The sequence below is a fragment of the Alteriqipengyuania lutimaris genome, assembly GCF_003363135.1.
Lineage (GTDB): Bacteria > Pseudomonadota > Alphaproteobacteria > Sphingomonadales > Sphingomonadaceae > Alteriqipengyuania > Alteriqipengyuania lutimaris.
Genome location: NZ_QRBB01000001.1, coordinates 2,257,846 through 2,274,392 on the forward strand (window position 1 = coordinate 2,257,846; position 16,547 = coordinate 2,274,392).

At 64.5% G+C, this 16,547-nt stretch carries 17 protein-coding genes; 10 read left to right on the forward strand and 7 right to left on the reverse strand.

Features of this window, described 5'->3' with window-relative positions; all coding sequences use genetic code 11:
• The first annotated feature begins 1 nt into the window (after position 1).
• From tmk to mazG, 7 genes are all read left to right on the forward strand, one after another.
• The gene (tmk, locus tag DL238_RS10830; protein ID WP_234031047.1) at positions 2-655 is read left to right on the forward strand and encodes a dTMP kinase; all 654 of its coding nucleotides are present in this window, start codon (positions 2-4) and stop codon (positions 653-655) included.
• The gene (locus tag DL238_RS10835; protein WP_115492269.1) at positions 652-1,623 is read left to right on the forward strand and encodes a DNA polymerase III subunit delta'; all 972 of its coding nucleotides are present in this window, start codon (positions 652-654) and stop codon (positions 1,621-1,623) included. Before tmk ends, DL238_RS10835 begins: the two co-directional genes overlap by 4 nt.
• The gene (gene metG, locus DL238_RS10840) at positions 1,616-3,184 is read left to right on the forward strand and encodes a methionine--tRNA ligase (RefSeq protein WP_115492270.1); all 1,569 of its coding nucleotides are present in this window, start codon (positions 1,616-1,618) and stop codon (positions 3,182-3,184) included. The genes DL238_RS10835 and metG overlap by 8 nt, the downstream gene beginning before the upstream one ends.
• Entirely contained in the window at positions 3,184-3,966 is a 783-nt protein-coding gene (locus tag DL238_RS10845; RefSeq protein ID WP_115492271.1) for a TatD family hydrolase, read from the forward strand. The genes metG and DL238_RS10845 overlap by 1 nt, the downstream gene beginning before the upstream one ends.
• Entirely contained in the window at positions 3,963-4,730 is a 768-nt protein-coding gene (locus DL238_RS10850; RefSeq protein ID WP_115492272.1) for an MBL fold metallo-hydrolase, read from the forward strand. The genes DL238_RS10845 and DL238_RS10850 overlap by 4 nt, the downstream gene beginning before the upstream one ends.
• Positions 4,727-4,894, forward strand: coding sequence for a hypothetical protein (locus DL238_RS16130; RefSeq protein ID WP_181883891.1), 168 nt, complete (start codon positions 4,727-4,729; stop codon positions 4,892-4,894). The genes DL238_RS10850 and DL238_RS16130 overlap by 4 nt, the downstream gene beginning before the upstream one ends.
• 101 nt (positions 4,895-4,995) lie before the next feature.
• A complete protein-coding gene (gene mazG, locus DL238_RS10855; RefSeq protein WP_115492273.1) occupies positions 4,996-5,775 on the forward strand; it encodes a nucleoside triphosphate pyrophosphohydrolase in 780 nt (259 codons plus the stop codon).
• Here mazG and hflX read toward each other — a convergent pair.
• The 5 genes from hflX to dusB all read right to left on the reverse strand — a co-directional run bounded on the left by hflX (position 5,764) and on the right by dusB (position 12,715).
• Positions 5,764-7,080, reverse strand: coding sequence for a GTPase HflX (gene hflX / locus DL238_RS10860; protein ID WP_115492274.1), 1,317 nt, complete (start codon positions 7,078-7,080; stop codon positions 5,764-5,766). The genes mazG and hflX overlap by 12 nt on opposite strands.
• A gap of 57 nt (positions 7,081-7,137) precedes the next feature.
• A complete protein-coding gene (gene hfq / locus DL238_RS10865; RefSeq protein ID WP_115492275.1) occupies positions 7,138-7,764 on the reverse strand; it encodes an RNA chaperone Hfq in 627 nt (208 codons plus the stop codon).
• Positions 7,765-7,938: 174 nt separating this feature from the next.
• A complete protein-coding gene (ntrX, locus tag DL238_RS10870; protein WP_115492276.1) occupies positions 7,939-9,318 on the reverse strand; it encodes a nitrogen assimilation response regulator NtrX in 1,380 nt (459 codons plus the stop codon).
• A gap of 28 nt (positions 9,319-9,346) precedes the next feature.
• Positions 9,347-11,575 carry a sensor histidine kinase gene (locus tag DL238_RS10875; protein ID WP_115492277.1) on the reverse strand — a complete coding sequence of 743 codons (2,229 nt, stop codon included), beginning with the start codon at positions 11,573-11,575 and terminating at the stop codon, positions 9,347-9,349.
• 120 nt (positions 11,576-11,695) lie between these two features.
• Positions 11,696-12,715, reverse strand: a complete 1,020-nt coding sequence (gene dusB, locus DL238_RS10880) for a tRNA dihydrouridine synthase DusB (RefSeq protein WP_115492278.1) — start codon at positions 12,713-12,715, stop codon at positions 11,696-11,698.
• A gap of 59 nt (positions 12,716-12,774) precedes the next feature.
• Here dusB and DL238_RS10885 point away from each other — a divergent pair, with 59 nt between their 5' ends.
• Genes DL238_RS10885 through DL238_RS10895 form a run of 3 tightly spaced genes read left to right on the forward strand, consistent with a single transcriptional unit; the run spans position 12,775 to position 14,992 of the window.
• Complete coding sequence (locus DL238_RS10885; RefSeq protein ID WP_115492279.1) at positions 12,775-13,932, forward strand: bifunctional 2-C-methyl-D-erythritol 4-phosphate cytidylyltransferase/2-C-methyl-D-erythritol 2,4-cyclodiphosphate synthase; 1,158 nt, start codon at positions 12,775-12,777, stop codon at positions 13,930-13,932.
• Positions 13,929-14,492 carry a hypothetical protein gene (locus DL238_RS10890; protein ID WP_115492280.1) on the forward strand — a complete coding sequence of 188 codons (564 nt, stop codon included), beginning with the start codon at positions 13,929-13,931 and terminating at the stop codon, positions 14,490-14,492. The genes DL238_RS10885 and DL238_RS10890 overlap by 4 nt, the downstream gene beginning before the upstream one ends.
• A complete protein-coding gene (locus DL238_RS10895) occupies positions 14,492-14,992 on the forward strand; it encodes a CinA family protein (RefSeq protein WP_115492281.1) in 501 nt (166 codons plus the stop codon). The genes DL238_RS10890 and DL238_RS10895 overlap by 1 nt, the downstream gene beginning before the upstream one ends.
• Here the strand turns inward: DL238_RS10895 and DL238_RS10900 are convergent.
• Positions 14,953-15,411, reverse strand: a complete 459-nt coding sequence (locus DL238_RS10900; RefSeq protein ID WP_115492282.1) for a type II toxin-antitoxin system RatA family toxin — start codon at positions 15,409-15,411, stop codon at positions 14,953-14,955. The genes DL238_RS10895 and DL238_RS10900 overlap by 40 nt on opposite strands.
• Positions 15,411-16,367 carry a lipoyl synthase gene (gene lipA / locus DL238_RS10905; RefSeq protein WP_115492885.1) on the reverse strand — a complete coding sequence of 319 codons (957 nt, stop codon included), beginning with the start codon at positions 16,365-16,367 and terminating at the stop codon, positions 15,411-15,413. The genes DL238_RS10900 and lipA overlap by 1 nt, the downstream gene beginning before the upstream one ends.
• Positions 16,368-16,547: the final 180 nt, after the last annotated feature.

The window sequence follows — 16,547 nt, forward strand, 5'->3', positions numbered from 1 at the left end:
CATGGCGGAGTCCAAAAGGCCGATGAAGGCACGCTTCATCGCATTCGAGGGCGGGGAAGGGGTCGGCAAATCGACCCAGGCCAAGAAGCTGGCGGCTGCCCTGGCGGAGCGCGGTGTCGAGACCATGCTCACGCGCGAGCCGGGCGGCACGACCGGGGCCGAGATGATCCGCAACCTGCTGCTCGAACCGCCGGGAACCGGCTGGCGCGTCCAGGCCGAAGCCCTGCTGTTCGCCGCCGCGCGGTCCGATCATGTTGCCAAGGCGATCAAGCCTGCGCTGCTCGCGGGCAAGTGGGTGATCTGCGACCGCTTCGTGCTGTCGAGCCGCGCCTATCAGGGGCTTGCGGGTGGGCTCGGCGACGATGAGGTTCGCGTGCTCCACCAGATCGGCAGCGACGGGCTGCTCCCCTGCCGCACCTTCCTGCTCGAAGCTCCGTGCGAAGACGTGGCCGAACGCCTCAGGAGACGCGACGGCGACGAGGTCGACGCGATCGGCGGACGCGATGCCCGCTACCATGCCGACGTGGCGCGCGGGTTTGCCGGGCTTGCCCAGGGCGACGACACGATTGTGCAGATCGACGCCTCGGGCAGCGCGGAAGACGTGCATGCCCAGGTGATGCGCGAGCTTGCGCCGCTGCTCGGCGAAGAATCGTGATTCCGCCCGAAGCGGCACATCATGCGCGCCAGTGGCGCGAATGGCGCACGGCCCTGGCGAGCCCACGGATGCATCACGCCTGGATCCTTGCCGGGAGGCGCGGGCTGGGGAAACACGACTTCGCGATTGCCGCCGCCCGCGAGGTAGTCGCGACCGGTCGCGATGCCCCGGTGGGAGAGAGCGACCCCGACATCCACGTACTCACCCACCTGCCCAAGGACGAGAAGGAAGCCAAGAAGGCCGAAAAGGGCGAGGCTTTCGAGACCAAGCGCAATATTGCGATCGATCAGGTCCGCGCGATGCAGGCACGGCTGACGACGCGCCCGACGCTTGGCTCGCGCCGCGCGATCATCATCGATCCGGCGGACGATCTGGAGCGTAACGCGGCCAATGCGCTGCTCAAGAGCCTCGAGGAACCGCCGGAGGGCACGTTCTTCCTGCTGGTGACGCATCGCCCAGGTTCGCTGCTGCCGACGATCCGTTCGCGCGCGCGCATTCTGCGGTTCAATCCTCTTCCGGCGTCGCAGGTGGAGGAGGTCCTGCGTGCCGCAGATGCTGCTGCCGACCCGGCCGATCTTGCGCTTGCCGCGCGCGCCAGTGGCGGCGCGCCGGGCGCCGCAGTCGCCTTTCTGGCGCAGGAACTGGCGCCTGCCGAAGCGCTGATGCGGCGCCTGGTGGCCGAAGGTGATCCCGACTTCACGCTTCGCGGCAAGCTGGGCGAGGAAATCGGCGCGCGTCCCGACCGCAGGCGACTTGCGACGACTCTGGACCTCGCGCGCACCGTGCTCGCTCAGCGGCTCGAACAGCCCGAACGCAACGCCATTCCGGCGCTGGTGGAAGCGCATTCGCGGCTCGTCACGCTCTCAGGCCAGGCGCGCAGCTACAATTTCGACCCCGGCTTCCTCGCAATGGAAATCGGCACCTTGCTCGCATCGGCTGCGCCGAATAGAGCCACGGGCAATGGCTGACCCTTTCTATATCACGACCGCGATCCACTATCCCAACGGCAAGCCGCATATCGGCCATGCCTACGAGACGGTGGCGGCCGACGTCATTGCTCGCTTCCAGCGCCTGAAAGGCCGCGACGTGCGGTTCCAGACGGGGACTGACGAGCACGGGCTGAAGATGGCGCGCAAGGCGGAAGAGCAGGGCAAGAGCCCGCGCGAGCTCGCCGACGAGATGAGCGGGCATTTCCAGCGCCTGTTCGACCATCTGAACATTTCCTACGATCGCTTCATCCGCACGACCGAGCCCGACCACCACACCGCCAGCCAGGCGCTGTGGCGCAAGATGGAAGAACGCGGCGATCTCTATCTCGATCGCTACGAGGGCTGGTATTCGGTCCGCGACGAAGCCTTCTACGACGAGAAGGAGCTTGTCGAAGGGGAGGGGGGCGAGAAGCTCTCCCCGCAAGGTACCCCGGTTGAATGGACGGTTGAGGAAAGCTGGTTCTTCCGCCTCTCCGCCTATCAGGACAAGCTGCTCGACCTGTATAATTCGCAGCCCGGGTTCATCCAGCCCGACAGTCGCCGGAACGAAGTGATGCGCTTCGTCGAAGGCGGACTGCGCGATCTTTCGGTCAGCCGCACCAGCTTCGACTGGGGCGTCCAGGTGCCGGGCGCGGAAGACCACGTGATGTACGTGTGGGTCGACGCGCTCACCAACTACATCAGCGGCCTCGGCTATCCGGAAGAGGGCGCGGACTGGAAATACTGGCCGGCCGACCTGCACCTGATCGGCAAGGACATCGTGCGCTTCCACACGGTCTACTGGCCCGCCTTCCTGATGAGCGCGGGGGTGGAGCTGCCCAAGCAGGTGTTCGGCCACGGCTTCCTGCTCAATCGCGGACAGAAGGAAAGCAAGTCGCTCGGCAACGTGACCGATCCGACCGTGCTGGCCGAGCAATTCGGAGTCGATGCCCTGCGCTATTTCCTGATGCGCGAGATCGCTTTCGGGCAGGATGGCAGCTATTCGCCCGAAGCGATCGTGACGCGCGCGAATGCGGAGCTGGCCAACAGCTTCGGCAACCTGGCGCAGCGTACGCTGTCTATGATCGCAAAGAACCTCGACGGCGATCTGGGGGCGTACGAGCCTAATGGCGACGACAAGGCTCTGCTGAGCACGGTGCAAACATCGGTTCGCGAGTCCTTGCCGCAAGAATTTGAAAAGCTGGCATTTTCCGTCGGTATCGACGCTTGGATGAAGGCGGTTTACGCCTGCAACCAGTATGTCGACGAGCAGGCGCCCTGGGCGCTCAAGAAGACCGATCCCGATCGCATGCGGACCGTGCTGCAAACGCTGTTCATCGCGCTGCGCGACCTGGCCATCGCGATCCAGCCTGTCATCCCTGAAAAAGCGGGCCATCTGCTCGACATGTTGGGAATTGCCCAAGACGCACGCAGCTTCGAGGATTTGGCAGACGAAGGCTGGTATGGCGCGCTGATCCGCACCGGGTACCGCGTCGCCGCGCCCAAGCCGCTGTTCCCCCGGCTCGAACTGCCCGAGGCCGATAGCGCGGAGGCCGGATAATGCTGATCGATAGCCACTGCCATCTCGAATACGAAGGCCTGGTGGAGGATCAGGGGAGCGTTCTCACACGCGCACGCGACGCCGGCGTTCAGGGCTTCCTCAACATCTCGACCAAGCAGAGCGAATGGGACCAGGTCGTCGCAACCGCCGCGCGCGAGGAAGATGTCTGGGCGAGCGTCGGCATTCATCCGCACAATGCAGATGCGCATGCCGATCTGGCGCGCGAAACGCTGCTGGAAGCGACGAAGCACCCGAAGGTGGTCGGGATCGGCGAGACAGGGCTCGACTACTATTACGACAAGTCGGACCGCCGCGTGCAGCAAGATCTGTTCCGTATGCATATCGATGTGGCGCGCGAAACCGGACTCCCGCTGATCATCCATACCCGCGACGCAGAGGAAGATACCGCCGCGATCCTCGAGGACGAGATGGGGAAGGGGGCCTACCCCGCGCTGATCCATTGCTTCACCGCGTCGGCCGAATTCGGCGAGCGCGTGCTCGCTCTCGGCCTTTCGATATCGCTGTCGGGGATCGTCACTTTCAAGAACGCGAAGGACCTGCAGGAGGTCGCGAAGGTTATTCCGGCGGACCGCATGCTGGTCGAAACCGACAGCCCGTTTCTCGCTCCCGTCCCCCATCGCGGCAAGACCTGCGAACCGGCCTACGTCGCCAACACCGCGCAGTTCGTGGCGGATTTGCGGGACACGAGCATGGAAGCGCTGGCCGAGCAGACCACGCGCAACTTTCACGCTTTGTTCGCGAAGACGAAAGCGCCCGCGTGAAGGTCACACTGCTCGGCTCGGGCACATCGACCGGCGTTCCGCGCATCAATGGCGACTGGGGCGCCTGCGACCCGGCCGAACCGCGCAATCGTCGCACGCGCGTGGCCGTCATGATCGAGAACGATGACGGGTCGCGCGTGCTCGTCGACACGCCGCCGGACCTGCGCGAGCAATTCCTGCGCACCGGAATCGACAGCATCGACGGCGTTTTCTGGACGCACGACCATGCCGATCATTGCCACGGCATCGACGACCTGCGGGCGCTGCGATACGGGCGGAGCGGCCCGCTGCCCGGATATGGCGTCGACGAAACGGTCCGCCGGCTGAAATCTCGCTTCAGCTACGTTTTCGCAGGAGAGCACGGCTATCCTACGATCGTGAAGCTCGACACGCTCGATCGCCTGCGCCTGTTCGCGGGCTTTACCGTCGACTGGTGCATCATGCCGCACGGACCCGCCCGAAGCACCGCATTCCGCTTTGGAAGCAATGACAAGTCCATCGCCTATGCCACTGATTTCAGTGAGATTACCGATGAGATGGTGACGTTGCTCCGCGGCACCGACGTGCTGGTCTGCGATTGCCTTCGCCGCGAGGAACACCCGACCCATGCGCATCTCGCCATGGCGCTCGACCTCGGCAAGCGCTGCCGTGTGGGCAAGCTGGTGCTGACACACCTTGACAAAAGCATGGATTACAAGACGTTGTCGGCAGAAGTTCCGAAAGGCGTCATCGTCGGATACGACGGGCTCGAGGTGACGGCATGAACGAGTTCGAGGTCGTGCAGATCGTCGCGCTGGTCGGCTGGCTGGTTCTCGCAGTAAGCGCGTTCGCCGCACACGGTCTCAGCTGGAAGACTTCGCTGCGTCATGCACTGATCTGGGCGGTCGTTATCACGGGGCTGATGCTTCTGGTGACGCTGGTGCGGTAGGGGCGCTCAACCCCACCTGCCGGTTCATATTTTACATAATATATATTATCCAACTTATCTCCGTGCTGACGCGCGCGGCTGTGCGGCCTATGCCCTCTCGCATGGATGACGCCAGAAACACGCAGATCGACCGACTTCTTTCCATCATGGCGCGCCTGCGCGATCCGGAACGCGGCTGCGAGTGGGATCTCGCGCAGGATTTCGCCTCGATCGCACCTTATACGATCGAGGAAGCCTACGAGGTGGCCGACGCCATCGAGCGCGACGCGATGGAAGAACTGCGTGAGGAACTCGGCGATCTGCTGCTGCAAGTCGTGTTCCATGCGCAAATGGCCGAGGAACGCGGGCTATTCGCCTTCGCGGACGTCGCACGGAGCATTTCGGACAAGATGGAAGCGCGCCATCCGCACATCTTCGCCGGCTCTGACGGCACGATGGACGAGACGCGGTGGGAAGCGCTCAAGGCGAGCGAGCGTGAGGCGAAGGGCCAGCAAAGTGCGATGGATGGCGTCGCTCGCGCCCTGCCCGCCCTCCTCCGTGCCGAGAAACTGCAAAAGCGCGCGGCTCGTGATGGCTTCGACTGGCCCGATCCCTCGGGCGCAGCCGATAAACTCGCCGAAGAAGCGCGCGAGCTCGCCGAGGCGGACGATGCGACGCGTGAGGAGGAAGCCGGCGACTTGCTGTTCGCCGCCGTCAACCTCGTACGCGCGCATGGCATTCAGCCCGAGGCCGCACTGCGCGCGGCGAACGACAAGTTCGAACGGCGCTATCGCGGCATGGAAGGATTGGCCGAAGGACGCTTCGCCACGCTGGACCTCGATGCTCAGGAAGCACTGTGGCAGGCGGTAAAGCGAGCCGAACGAAACGGTTCAACCGGCTAGGTCGAAACTTTCGAACTGGCCGAGTTCCTTGGGGCCAAGCCGTACGACGAGGCGGTGCTGCGGCGCTCCGTCCTCGCTCTCCAGTTCTTCCTCTTCGAGAACGTCGCCGTGGGCATGGAGCCACGCGATCTCGCGCCCGGCGCTCGTCGGCAGCACGAATTCGCGCGTCGTCGCAGAGCGCGTCAGGACCTGGCCGATCCGCTCTTCGAGCGCATCGATGTTGAAGCCCGTCTCGGCCGAAAGCGGCACGACTTCCACATCGTCCGCCGCGCGTACCTGCAGATCCTCGCGCGTATCGTCGGTCAGCAGGTCCCACTTGTTCCAGACTTCGAGGATGGGGATGGCGCTGACGGGCTCCTCCCCCTCCTCTCCCCCGGATATGACGTCGAGCCCTCGCAGCACCTCAAGCACCTGCGTCTTTTGCGCTGCGCTCGCCGGATTGGCGATGTCGCGCACGTGCAGGATCAGGTCCGCATTGGTGACCTCTTCGAGCGTGGCACGGAATGCCGCCACCAGCTGCGTCGGCAGATCGGAGATGAAGCCCACCGTGTCCGACAGAATCGCCTTTTCGACCCCGGGCAGCCCGATCGCGCGCATCGTGGGGTCGAGCGTGGCGAAGAGCAGGTCTTCCGCCATCACGTCCGAACCCGTCAGGCGGTTGAAAAGGGTCGACTTGCCCGCGTTGGTATAGCCGACCAGCGCGATCACCGGCCACGGGGCGCGGGTGCGCCGTTCGCGGTGCAATGCGCGTGTCTTGCGGACCTGCTCGAGCTCCTTTCGCAGCCGGCTCATCCGCGTGCGGATCATGCGCCGGTCCGCCTCGATCTGGGTCTCGCCGGGCCCGCCGAGAAAGCCGTAGCCGCCACGCTGCCGCTCGAGGTGGGTCCAGCTGCGCACGAGACGGCTGGCCTGGTAATCGAGATGGGCAAGCTCGACCTGCAGGCGCCCTTCGGCCGTGGCCGCGCGCTCGCCGAAAATTTCAAGGATCAACCCGGTGCGGTCGATCACCTTGCGCTTGAGGTTTTCCTCCAGCGTACGCTGCTGGATCGCGGAGAGAGCCCCGTCGACGATGATCAGTTCGGCTTCGGCCAGTTCGGCCTGCGTGCCGATCTGCTCGACCTGACCGGCACCGAAAAGCGTAGCCGGACGCACATCGCGCACCGGCTGGATGTAGCTTTCGGCTACAACGATGCCGATCGCGTTGGCGAGGCCGATGGCTTCGGCAAGGCGCTCCTCGGCCGGCAGGTCGTGGTTTACCCCGCGAATGTCCGGGCATATGACGAGTGCTCGCGCACCGCGCGTCACCTCACCTTCAAGGTCATCTTCGAAAATCTTGGGTGTCCTCGCTGGCTCGCGGCCGGACTAGTCGTCCGCTTCGTCGTCGTCCCAATCGCTCAGGTCGACATTTTCCGCAGGCTGGATGGTCGATACGGCGTGCTTGTAGGCCAGCTGCACGAACCCGTCACGTTCCAGCAGCGTGCAGAACAGATCATACGCGGCGATCCGCCCCTGCAGCATGACGCCATTGACGAGGAACATGGTCACCTGGACCTCCGCCTCGCTCACGCGGCCGAGAAACACGTCCTGCAACTGGCGCTGCTTCTTGCCGCCATCGCGGCTCGCAAACTGCTCCGCATCCATCGGCTGCGCGGGCATGATGGTGCTGATCGCGTGCTTGTAGACCAGCTGCGACTGGCCATCGCGCCGCAGGAGGAGCGAGAAATTGTCGAACCAGGTGATGATGCCCTGGAGCTTCACCCCTTTGACGAGAAACACCGTTACCGGGGCCTTTTCGCGGCGCAGGATGTTCAGGAAGGCGTCCTGAAGCGTGGTCTGCTTCCCTTGGGCCGACCTGTCCTCGGCCTTGCGGGCAGTCGGAGCCTTCTTCTCTTTGCGCTCGGTAGGAGCCGCGTCCGCCTCTTCTGGCTGGATATCCTCGTCCACGGGCGCCTTTTTCGCTCGGATCGAGAGCGTCTTTCCTTCGGCCATGAGCCTTTTCCTGTTCTTGGCAGCAGGTGCACCGCACCGACCGCATGCATTCGGCAAGAGGCTTTTCGCACCCACTTGGCGCACCCCCTTGCCACTTAAATCAAAAATGCTTGCCCGGGCCGAGCGTTCCGCACGCCAAGTACAAGGCGCTACAACCCATCACTTACCATCGACTTACGTTTCTTCCTTGCGCTCCGTCATACCGAGAATTTTGAGCTTTCGGTGCAGTGCCGAACGCTCCATCCCGATGAAACTCGCGGTTTTCGAGATATTCCCGGAAAACCGGCGGATTTGAATGGCGAGATATTCACGCTCGAATTCCTCGCGGGCCTCACGCAAAGGTACGCCCATCAGGCTCGCCATGCCGATCCCGCCCTTGACCCCGCCCTCGGTAATCTCGGCGGGCAGCATGTCGTTCTCGATCACGTGCATCTTGTCGCGCGGGCTCAGAATGACCGTACGCTCCACCACATTGCGCAGTTCGCGCACGTTGCCGGGCCAGTCGTAGGCCTGCAAGGTCGCGAGAGCCTCTTCGCTGACCGTCGGCGCCGGCAAGCCCTGTTCGGAGGCGTAACGCGCGAAGAAGTGGGTCGCAAGCGCGGGGATGTCGTCGCGGCGCTCGGCCAGCGAGGGGATCGATACCGGCACCACGTTGAGGCGGTAGAACAGGTCTTCGCGGAAACGCTTTTCCTCGATTTCCTTCTGCAGGTCGCGCGAGGTGGAGCTGACCACCCGCATATCGACCCCGATCTGGCGGTTGCCGCCGACCCGCACGAAGCTCTGCTCGGTCAGAACGCGCAGGATGCGGGCCTGTGTCGACAATGGCATGTCCGCGACCTCGTCGAGATAGAGCGTTCCACCATCGGCCGTTTCGAGCAGGCCCGGCCGGATGAGCTTGCCTTCGGACTCTTCGCCGAACAGCTCCTGCTCGAACCGTTCGGCGGTGATCCTTGCCGAGTTGACGATGACGAAGGCACCGGTCGAGCGCGGGCTCCAGCTATGGAGCAGACGCGCCGCAACCTCCTTGCCACTGCCCGCCGGACCGCTGATCAGCACCCGGCTGCCGGTACTCGCCACGCGCTTCAGCGTCGCGCGCACCTGGTTTACGGCGGCCGAATTGCCGTTGAATTCTTCGCCCGCGCCGCCGCTATCCTGCTTCAGCCGGGTATTTTCGCGCCGCAGCCGCTCGGTCTCGGTCGCACGTTCGACCAGCAGCAGCAGCCGCTCCGTCTCGAAGGGCTTCTCGATGAAATCCATTGCCCCGCGGCTGACGGCGGATACGGCGGTGTCGATGTTGCCGTGGCCGGAAAAGATGATCACCGGCAGCTCGGGCTCGCGTGCCTTGATCGCATCGAGCACTTCCAGCCCGTCCATCGGGCTGCCGTGAAGCCACACGTCGAGCAGAACGAGGCTTGGCCGCCGCTCATCGACGAGGCGCAGCGCGGTGCCGCTGTCGCCCGCCACGCGGCATTCGTAGCCTTCGTCGCTCAGCACGCCGGAGACCAGATCGCGAATGTCGCGTTCGTCGTCGACGACCAGGATATCGAGCGCCATCAGCGTCTCCTTTCAGGGGAATTGGCGATCATGCGGGCACGTCCGTGGCCGCAGGCTCGGGTGTCCGTGCGAACCGCAGGATGACTTGCGTGCCACCCTCGGCCACCGGCGCAAAACTCATATCGCCGCCGTGTTCCTCGACGATCTTGCTGACGATCGCGAGGCCGAGCCCCGTGCCCTTCTCGCGCGTCGTCACATAGGGTTCGGCCAGGCGATCGCGGTCGGCCGGCAGCCCCACGCCATTATCGGAAACGAGGATGTCGACCGCGTCATCACGCGGCTCGATCGACACCGCAATCCTGCCGGAATAGCCCTCCGCCCCATTCGAGTCGGCGTCGGCCGCGCGGGCTTGCACCGCCTCGACCGCATTCTTTAGCACGTTGGTCATCGCCTGTCCGAACTGGTGGCGATCGCAGGTGAGCGGGACGCTACCCTCGGGGGTCTGTAGCGCGAAAGAAATGTCTTGGTGCGCGACTTCCTGCAGGAAGACCGCGTGCCGCACGAGATCGACCGCATCCTCGTCCCGGAACACGGGCTTGGGCAGGCGCGCGAAGGACGAAAACTCGTCGACCATCGTACGGAGCGCGCCGACCTGGCGGACGATGGTGCTGGTCAGTTCGCCGAACAGCGTGTCGTCGTCGCCCACCTGTTTTCCGTAGCGGCGCTTCAGGCGCTCGGTCGCGAGCTGGATCGGGGTCAGCGGATTCTTGATCTCGTGCGCAATGCGGCGCGCGACGTCGGACCAGGCGGCGCGTCGCTGGTCGAGCAGCTGGCGGGTAATGTCCTCGAAAGTGATGACGTGACCACCCGTCGCTGGCGCGATCCGGACCGCGAGCGTCAGCAGATCCGGTCCGCGATTGAAGCTGACGATCCCGCTCTCCGCATCCTGATCGAGCAGGGCGGCAATCTGGGGGGAGACCTGGGTCAATGCCTTCCCCTGCCCGTCTTCCTGCGCATCGTCGAACAGGAGCAGCCGGGCCGAGGTGTTCATCAGCTGGATCGTGCCCGTTTCGTCCAGCGACACGATCCCCGCGCTGGTCGATTCGAGCACGGCCTCGATGAAGGCGCGCCGCTCGTCCAGCTCGTGATTGGCGCGGACCAGATCGTCGGTCTGCATCTCGAGCTGCGCGGTCATCCGGTTGAAGGCGCGGTTGAGGAGACCGATCTCGTCGGCGCCGGTACGTCCTTCGATCCGCAGCGCGAAGTTGCCCGCCCCCACCTTGCGCGCCGCCGCGACCAGATCGGTCAGCGGTTCGACCTGCCGGTCTGCAAAGCGCAGCGCGAACCACACCGCAAAACCGACGAGCGCGAGCGAGACGAAGAACAGCGCGAGGTTGAAACGGAGCTGCAGGGCGCGGGCGCGCTCGGTCAGGTCCTTATACTGGCTCACGACGTCCCCCGCCCGCCCCCACTGGCTGAAGGACAGTGCCTCGGTATTGCGCGCATTGTAGAGGTAGATGCCCGCCTGCGGATCAATGGCGGTAACGGCCTCGATCCGGTCGGGATTGGCGTAGACCACGTCGATCTCTCCGGCGTTAAGCTCCGGGAGGGCCCGCTCGACCGTCCTCGCAGGCTCGTTCCCTTCGACGATGCCGATCGCCACTGCGGTGGTGACCCTGCCGTCGGGAAAGGCCTGAAGGATCGCGCTTTCGTTCAGGTCGCGCCCCTGGATCTGGTAGGCATAGATATCCGCGAACTCGCGCGTCGCGAGGTCGGTGAGCTCGCGGCCGCGCAGGATCGACAGCATGTCGCCCGCCATCGCCCGCGTATGGTTGGCCACGTCGACCTGATTCTGCTCGTAATAGCCTTCGGCCAGCTGATTGGCGCTTTCCATCAAGCCGCGCGAGGAACTGGAAAACCAGAAATCGACGCCCGACTGGAACAGGACCGCGGCAAACACCGCGACGAGCAGTGTCGGCACGGCCGCGATAAGCGAGAAGACGAACACGAGGCGCACGTGGAGCCGCGCCGTACTGCCAGCGGCACGCCGGAGCGCCAGCCTGCGCCCCATCAGGACTAGAAGCGCCATCGCCGGCACCAGCGTACCGACTAGCAGGATCGATATCTGCCGCGTCGGCAGCAGCTCGGTCTCCACGCCGGAGCCCGAAAACGCCGTCCATGTCGCAACGATCATGATCGCGAGCGCAACCGCAGCGCTCAGTTCCAGCCAGCGAAACAGATTGGCGCGCCGCGAAGCCACGACGACCCGCCGAGCAAGCCGTGAGCCACGTCTGGTTGAGCCGGAAATCGTCGCCATCGTTGCCGAGTTACAACATTGCTGTTGCTTGGATACAAGCCGGAAAGCGTGGCTTGTCCCACCTCGCGTCGCATTTCGGCAACGCTCCACGGAATTTTCGCTGATTGGCGAAGGCGAAGCTCAGGCCGCGTTGCGGACCAGGAAGGGCTCGTAGAATCGCTCGAGTTCGCCCAGCACCTGCGCAGGATCGTCGATGAAATTGACCGCCTTGCGGAACTCCGCCGAGCCATAAAGCCCCTTGGTGTACCAGCCCATATGCTTGCGCGCGATCTTCACCCCGACCTCGGGCGTGTAGTGGTCGAGCATCCGGCGGAAATGTTCCACCACCACCGCGTACTGCTCGTTCAGCGGCGGATCGGCGCGTTTCTCGCCCATCTGCCACCAGTGCATCACCTGGCCGAGCAACCATGGGCGGCCATAGGCGCCGCGCCCGATCATCAGCCCGTCGGCGCCCGACTGCTCGAGCGCCTTGGCGGCATCGTCGATCGAGCAGATGTCGCCATTGACGATCACGGGAATATTCACCGCTTCCTTGACCTTGGCGATGAAGGACCAGTCGGCGCTGCCCTTGTACATCTGGTTGCGGGTACGCCCGTGGACGGTGATCATCTTCACGCCCAGATCCTCGGCAATCCGCGCAAGTTCGGGCGCATTAAGGCTCGCGTGATCCCAGCCCATGCGCATCTTGACCGTCACCGGCACATCGACGGCCTTGACCGTCGCTTCCATCAGCTTGGTCGCGAGCGGCACTTCGCGCATCAGCGCGCTGCCGGCCAGCTGGCCGACGACCTTGCGAACCGGGCAGCCGAAATTGATGTCGATGATCGCCGCGCCATTGCCTTCCTGCAATTTCGCGGCCTCGGCCATGCTTGCCGGGTCGCACCCGACCAGCTGCATGCTGACCGGTTCCTCGATCCGGTCCCACGCGGCCTTCTGGACGCTCTGGCGGGTTTCACGGATCGCCGCCTCGCTCGCGATCATCTCGGTCACGTTGAGGCCCGAGCCATAGCGGCGCACCAGCGTGCGGAACGGCATGTCGGTCACGCCCGTCATCGGCGCGAGGATCACCGGCGTTTCGACACGCACGTTGCCGATGGCGATCGGCTTCGGAGCCGAGGGAGGGGTTGGCACGTCAAGCATGGGGAAGCGTCGTAAATAGTGGATTGCCGCCGCTCTCGCAAGCGCGTAGCCCCGCCGCGATGCCACAGTCCGCAGACATGCCCCGTTTTGCCGCGATCATCGTTGCGGCAGGCTCGGGTACGCGAGCGAGGCAGGCGGTTCCCAAGCAATATGTGCGCTGGCGCGGCAAGCCGGTGCTGCGCCATTCGGCCGAGGCACTTCTTGCAGCCGGAGCGGAGCCGCTTGTCATCGCCATCGCGCCCAATGCCGCAGACATGGCGCGCGAGGCGCTGGCAGGTCTCGACTCGATCATCCTTGTGGACGGCGGCGCGACCCGCCGCGCTTCGGTATCCGCCGGACTGGAGGCGCTGGCGGGCGAAGCGCCGGAGCACGTGCTGATCCACGACGCGGCGCGCCCCACCCTACCACAACCGGTGATCGACCGGGTACTCGCCGCGCTCGCCGGGCATCCCGGCTCCATTCCGACGGTGCCGGTGGTCGACACCATCGCCCGCATGCAGGACGGCGTGATGACGGGGCAGGAAGACCGAACCGCCCTCGCCCGCGTGCAGACGCCGCAGGGCTTTCGCTTCGCCGATATTCTTTCCGCCCACCGCGCTTGGGATACCGCACATGAACCCACCGACGATGCGCAGGTGCTCCGTGCATACGGAGGCGAGGTCGCGGTCGTGGCGGGCGACGAGCGGCTGGCCAAGCTGACCTTTGCAGAGGATTTCGCAATGCAATCACCGCCTGTGCGCATGGGCACCGGGTTCGACGTGCACCAGCTTGCCGAGGGCGAGGAATTGTGGCTCGGCGGGATCCGGATCGAGCATGACAAGGGGCTCGCGGGCCACAGCGATGCGGATGTCGCGCTGCACGCGCTCGTCGATGCCATCCTCGGTGCCATGGGCCACGGCGATATCGGCACCCATTTCCCGCCAAGCGACGAGCAATGGCGGGGTGCGGCGTCGGGCCGGTTCCTCGAACACGTAGTTTCGTTGGCCGCCGAAGCCGGGTATGCGATCGGCAATCTCGACCTCACGATCATTTGCGAGGCGCCCAAGATCGGCCCGCACAAGGATGCGATGCGCGAAAAGATCGCGCAGTTCGCCGGTGTTCAGGTCGATGCGGTAAGCGTAAAAGCCACCACGACGGAGCGGCTCGGTTTTACCGGGCGCGGCGAAGGGATTGCCGCACAAGCCGCCGCGACCCTCATCAGGGAGGACTTCGAATGAAACTTTATCTTCGCCTGGTTGCCGGCACTGCCGCGATCCTTGCGCTCGCGCAGCCCTCGCTCGCGCAAGGGACGGCTTGCGTCGAGCCTGCCGATCTAGGCGATGCGGTGACCTATACGATGCCCTTGGCGATGGATGCGGTGCAGGCCAGCTGCGCCGATGCCCTGCCCGGCAACAGTTTCGTCCTGAGCCAGGGTGACGCCTTCGCCGAAAACTTCGCCCTGCTTCGCGGCGAGGCGTGGCCCGGTGCTCGGCGCTTCCTGATGGCCTTCATGGAAAACGAGACCGGGGGCGCGGGTGAGGCTGCTGGTGGGAACTCGGCCAGCGCTATCGGCCAAATGATCGCGGGTCTCGATGGCGACGAATTGCGCCCGTTCGTCGACGGGATCGTGCGCGAAATGATCGTTCAGGAGATCAAGCCTTCGACCTGCGGCGATATCGAAAAGGTGCTGCCGCTGATCGCACCGTTGCCGGCCGAAAATTTCGGCACCTTGCTCGCTACGATGATCGGGGTCGTTGGCGAGAACGAAAATCTGAACCTGTGCCCGGCAGGCAAGTGATGTCCGACGCGCTGCTGCCATCCGATATTCACGAGCTTGCCGCGAAGGTCGTCGAGGAGAACCGCGCAGCGGGACGCACCATCGCGCTTGCGGAAAGCTGCACCGGGGGGCTGGTCTGCGCCGCGCTCACCGAGATACCGGGATCGTCCTCGGTGCTCGATCGCGGCTTCATCACCTATTCGAACGAAGCGAAGATGGAGCAGTTGGACGTCTCCCAGGATATCATCGAGACGTTCGGCGCCGTTTCGATCGCGTGTGTCTGGGCCATGGCCCAGGGCGCGCTTGCCAACAGCCAAGCGGATGTCGCGGTTTCGATCAGCGGCGTGGCGGGTCCCGGCGGGGGAACCCCGAACAAGCCGGTCGGCACGGTCGTTTTCGCGCGCGCCTTGCGCGGTGCCGAGGGAGAGCCCGAGGGCGAGCTCAAATCTTTCGGCGATCTCGGCCGGGCGGGTATCCGCCGTCAGGCGACGCTTTGCGCGCTGGAGCTGCTGTTGCCGTAGAGTTCGTGCGCGCGTTCTTCGAAAGCCGTCATCATCTTGCGGAAGGCGCGATCGAAATAGGCACCGGCGAGGCTCTCGAAAATCCTGCTCTTGAATGTGAAATCGACGCAGAACTCGATCTCGCACCCGTCTTCGACGTCGACGAAGGTCCAGTCATTGTCGAGGTCGCTCAGCGGGCCGTCGACGTAATGCACATTGATGCTCTTCGGACGCGTCTTCTCGACCCGCGAGGTGAACTTTTCCCGGATCGCCTTGAAGCCGACCACCATGTCCGCGACCATTTCGGTCTCGCTGTCGGACTTGATCCGCGTCGCGACCACCCATGGCAGGAACTCGGGGTAGCGCTTAACGTCGGCGACCAGATCGAACATCTGCTCCGCCGTGTAAGGCAGCTTACGCGTCTGGTGAATGCCCGGCATCAGCGGGACTTGCTCCGCGCCGCCTCTTTGGCAAGCCGCTCTTCCCGGGCAGCCTTCATCTGCGCGAAATCGTCGCCCGCGTGATAGCTCGACCGGGTCAGCGGGCTTGATGCAACTTGCAGGAAACCCTTCGCGCGCGCGATAGAGCCGAAGGCATCGAAGGCCTTCGGAGTCACGAAGTCCTCGACCTTGGCGTGCTTGGGCGTCGGCTGGAGATACTGGCCGAGCGTGATGAAATCGACATCCGCACTGCGCATGTCGTCCATCACCTGATGCACTTCGAGCCGCTGCTCGCCCAGCCCCAGCATCATGCCGGACTTGGTGAAGATCGTCGGGTCGTGGCTCTTCACTTCCTCCAGCAGGCGCAGCGATGCGTAATAGCGCGCGCCGGGCCGGATCGTCGGGTAGAGCCGCGGAACGGTTTCGAGGTTGTGGTTGTAGACATCGGGCCGCGCGGCGCAGATCGCTTCCACGGCAGCACGCATCTTGCCCCGGAAATCGGGCGTGAGGATTTCGATCGTGGTGTTGGGCGTCTCGCGCCGCAGAGCCTCGATCACCTTGACGAATTGCGAAGCACCGCCATCGGGCAGATCGTCGCGGTCGACGCTGGTGATGACGATGTGCTCGAGCCCCATCTTGCCCGCCGCAACAGCCACGTTCTCCGGCTCCATCGGATCGACCAGCCGCGGCATTCCCGTCTTCACGTTGCAGAACGCGCAGGCGCGGGTGCACACATCACCGAGGATCATCACCGTCGCGTGCTTTTTCTCCCAGCACTCGCCGATATTGGGGCACGCCGCCTCTTCGCACACGGTGTTGAGGCCGAGATCGCGCATCAATCGGCGCGTTTCGTTATAGCCTTTGCTGACCGGCGCCTTCACCCGGATCCAGTCCGGCTTGCGCTGGCGTGGCTGACGGTCTTCATCGGGGCGAGGTGCGGTAGCGAGATCGTTCATATCACCGCCCATCTAGGACCGTCACGGCCCGCTCGCAACCGCGCTCATTGCCCGCAAAACTGTTGATGAGCGGTATCGTGCAACCATTCTTGCTTGAGGCGCAACCAGCGCAGCACTAACGACGCCTTCCATGGAACCGGGCGGTGTCCAATATCCTTGCGAAATCGGCTGAGGAGGATT